The organism is Pseudorhodoplanes sp., from assembly GCF_035565855.1.
Lineage (GTDB): Bacteria > Pseudomonadota > Alphaproteobacteria > Rhizobiales > Xanthobacteraceae > Pseudorhodoplanes.
Genome location: NZ_DATMRX010000300.1, coordinates 1 through 3509, shown reverse-complemented (window position 1 = coordinate 3509; position 3509 = coordinate 1). Strand labels below are relative to the sequence as shown.

Annotated in this window: 5 protein-coding genes; 3 read left to right on the top strand and 2 right to left on the bottom strand. The window is 61.1% G+C overall.

The window, feature by feature from the left end:
• Positions 1 to 524: WD40/YVTN/BNR-like repeat-containing protein (locus VN004_RS17350; protein WP_414710342.1), on the top strand; the 524-nt coding region annotated here is incomplete at its 5' end.
• Entirely contained in the window at positions 521 to 817 is a 297-nt protein-coding gene (locus VN004_RS17345) for a MoaD/ThiS family protein (RefSeq protein WP_325021961.1), read from the top strand. The genes VN004_RS17350 and VN004_RS17345, both read left to right, overlap by 4 nt.
• 88 nt (positions 818 to 905) lie before the next feature.
• Here VN004_RS17345 and VN004_RS17340 read toward each other — a convergent pair whose 3' ends face one another.
• Positions 906 to 1760: an outer membrane protein gene (locus VN004_RS17340; RefSeq protein ID WP_325612665.1), complete on the bottom strand. Its 855-nt coding sequence runs from the start codon at positions 1758 to 1760 to the stop codon at positions 906 to 908.
• 115 nt (positions 1761 to 1875) lie between these two features.
• On the opposite strand from VN004_RS17340, the gene VN004_RS17335 reads away from it, so the two are divergent.
• A complete protein-coding gene (locus VN004_RS17335; protein ID WP_325612661.1) occupies positions 1876 to 2178 on the top strand; it encodes a hypothetical protein in 303 nt (100 codons plus the stop codon).
• Here the strand turns inward: VN004_RS17335 and cimA are convergent.
• Positions 2142 to 3509 (bottom strand): citramalate synthase (gene cimA, locus VN004_RS17330; RefSeq protein ID WP_325612658.1); only part of this gene is annotated, 1368 nt, incomplete at its 5' end. The two genes, VN004_RS17335 and cimA, sit on opposite strands and share 37 nt — an antisense overlap.

Here is a 3509-nt window from a genome sequence, read left to right as displayed (position 1 = left end):
GCGGCTTGCGGTCGGAGTATATCCCCGATCCGCACGCGGATGTCGGGCACTGCGTGCACCGCCTGGCGATGCATCCCTCGCGTCCGGAGGTGCTCTTCATGCAGAAGCATTGGGACGTGATGCGCAGCAACGACGGCGGAGATTCCTGGCACGAAGTGAGCGGGAACCTGCCGACGGATTTCGGCTTCGTCATCGACGTGCATGCGCACGAGCCGGACACGATCTACGTCGTCCCGATCAAGAGCGATGCGGAGCACTTTCCGATTGATGGCAAGCTGCAGGTCTGGCGCAGCCGCTCGGGCGGCCAGGAATGGGAGCCGCTGACGAAAGGCCTTCCGCAGTCCAACTGCTACGTGAACGTGCTGCGCGACGCGATGGCGGTCGATACGCTCGATTCCTGCGGCGTCTACTTCGGCACGACGGGCGGGCAGGTCTATGCTTCCGCGGATGCCGGCGATACGTGGAACGCAATCGTTCGCGACTTGCCGCCGGTGCTCTCGGTCGAAGTGCAAACGCTCGCATGATCCGCGTCGTGCTGCCGTCGCATCTCCGGATGCATGCGAACATCAACGGCGAAGTTGTGCTCGAGGTCGATGGAGAAGCGACGCAACGGTCGCTTCTCGATGCGCTCGAGACGCAATATCCGGTGTTGCGCGGGACCATTCGCGATCACGTGACGAAACGGCGGCGGCCGTTCTTGCGATTTTTCGCGTGTCAGCGCGATCTCTCGCACGAGCCGATGGATGCGCCGTTGCCCGACGAGGTCAAGTCAGGATCGCAGCCGTTTCTGATCGTCGGTGCGATTGCCGGCGGCTGAACGCGACAGAGCCGGATGTGGGAAGGGCGCCTCCGACGCTAGACTTCGGACGAGGCGCCCCAGGGGATGATCGTTTTAACGTGAGAAGCTATTTCAGTGGCTCGATCGGCGCGGGATCGGCTTGTAATTTCCAGACCAATACGGCGCGGACCGATTGCACGGTTGCCTCGTCGAGATCGAAGCCTGCCCCTTCCGACGCCCAATGCTTCACCTGGGTCTTGGTCCACCACTTCTTATAGGTCGTTTTATTGAAAGCGTCGTCGTAGCCGACGTCGCTATCGCCTTCAAACCGCGAGTAGCGATATTCAACTTTAAGCGAGAGGCGCTTGTCGATCCGGTCGAGCTTGGTTTCGATGCCACCGCCAGTGGTCCAGCCATCGAGGTCACCGGTTGTCAGTGTGACGCTCGTCGGCAGGGGCGCGTATTTCGGGCCGTCGAAGGCCGCCGTCACCGATCCATCCTGGTTCATGCGGGAGAAGCCGCCCAAACCGTAGACGAGGAACCGCGGCGTCACGAGATAGCCGAGGCGGCCACCGACCGTCCAAGTGCCCGCGCGGTCGAGATCACCCGAGAGCGAGTTGCCCTTGTAGCTGAAAGAGGCATGCTCATCGCCTTCGGGATGGAAATCGTAGTCGGCGAAGGCGCCGATGAGGACGCGGTCAAAAAGGAGCCGGTCGTAGCCGACTTGCACGGTGCCGAAAATCTTCCAGGCGTCGTCGTTCATCGAACCCTTTAGATATTCGGGCTTGGTACCGTAGTAGTCGGTGTCGCAATAATAGTACCAAAAGCAGGTCTTTTTCTTGAAGAGGTCCCAACGCTCCGCTGCTGCGGTGGCATTCTGATCGATGGTCTTGGCGCCGATACCGGCGCCGACGGAAAACCCGGTCCAGCCATCGGTCGATGTCAGAAAGTCCCCAGCGAATGCTCCGGTGGACTGCAACAAAACGCATGCGATAAACGCAACACACTTACGCATCACACTACTTGCTCCCCGTTACTCTCCCCATGTCCTTCCGCGCTGCCGTTTTCAACAGCTTGTCCACAACGAGTGCTATCGATTGCACATTGTTGCCGCAACTTATCCGCATGCTGAACATGATCCTTTTAATCGGGCGCTGCTTTTTGATCACTATGCTGACCGTCATAGCAGCGCAGCAATTCTCGCGGCGGATTTCAAAAATCCGCGCAGTCATAATTGCTTGGCAAATTGGCAGGTGTTCACGCGCGTTAAGATGCGCGAAGGCATGGATCTCGGGCTGGATCGCGCTGCCACCGGTGAACGGTATCCGCAGCCGTTCACATGTCCACAGCTGGGGATAAAACGTCAGCCGCCCTGCGCGTTGTCTTTGAGCAGCTTGTAATTGATGCTGTCGAGAAGCGCTTCAAAGCTCGCGTCGATGATGTTGGGTGAGACGCCGACAGTCGTCCAGCGCTCGCCGGTTTGCGAGTCGTGACTTTCGACGAGCACGCGCGTGATCGCGTCGGTTCCGCCCTTATGGGTCTGCGTCAGGATACGGACCTTGTAGTCGACGAGTTCCACATGCTCGATATGCTTCTGGTAGCGGCCGAGGTCGCTGCGCAGTGCCTTGTCGAGCGCGTTGACGGGACCGTTGCCTTCACCGACCGAGACGATTGGTGCGTCGTCGCCGGCGATCGAAACGGTGACGACGGCATGCGAAACGGTGCCGTTACCATTATGCGCGCGCGACCGTTCCTCGCGGCGTTCGACCGTGACGCGAAAATTATCGACTGAGAAATAGCGCGGGACGCTCGCCAGTGCGCGGCGGGCCAGAAGCTCGAATGACGCTTCGGCGGCCTCGTAGGAATAGCCCTGATCCTCGCGCGCCTTCACCTCGTCGAGCAGTGCTTGCACGCGCGCGTCGTCCTTGTCGGATGGCAGACCCAGGCGTTCGAGCGCGGAGGTGAGCGATGAGCGCCCGCCCTGCTTCGAGACGAGAATGCGGCGCTCGTTGCCAACGCTTTCAGGCGGCACGTGCTCGTAGGTTTCGGGCGCTTTCATCAAGGCGGAGGCGTGAATGCCGGCCTTTGTTGCGAACGCGCTTTCGCCGACGTAGGGCGCGTGGCGGTTCGGCGCTTCGTTCAGCACTTCATCGAGCACGCGGCTCGCGTGCGTCAGTATGCGCAGTTTCTCCGGCGTGACGCCGGTCTCGAACGCGTCGGCGAATTCGCTCTTCAGAAGCAGTGTAGGAATGATGGACGTGAGATTGGCGTTGCCGCAGCGCTCGCCCAGCCCGTTGAGCGTGCCCTGGATCTGCCGGCAGCCGGCGCGGACCGCCATCAGCGTGTTGGCGACGGCGTTTTCCGTATCGTTGTGCGTATGAATGCCGAGATTGCTGCCGGGCACGTGCGTCGCGACGTCGGCCACGATGCGCTCGATCTCGTGCGGCAGCGTTCCGCCGTTGGTGTCACACAGGACGATCCAGCGCGCGCCGGCATCGTAGGCCGTTTTTGCGACCGCGATCGCGTAGTCGCGGTTCGACTTGTAGCCATCGAAGAAGTGCTCGCAGTCGATCATCGCCTCGCGCTGCGTTTCGACGACGGCGCGGACGGACTGTTCGATGGCTTCGAGGTTTTCCTCGTTGGTGATGCCGAGTGCGACGCGGACCTGATAGTCGGACGATTTCGCGACGAGGCAGATGCTGTCGGCGGTGGACTGAAGGACCCCCTGCAG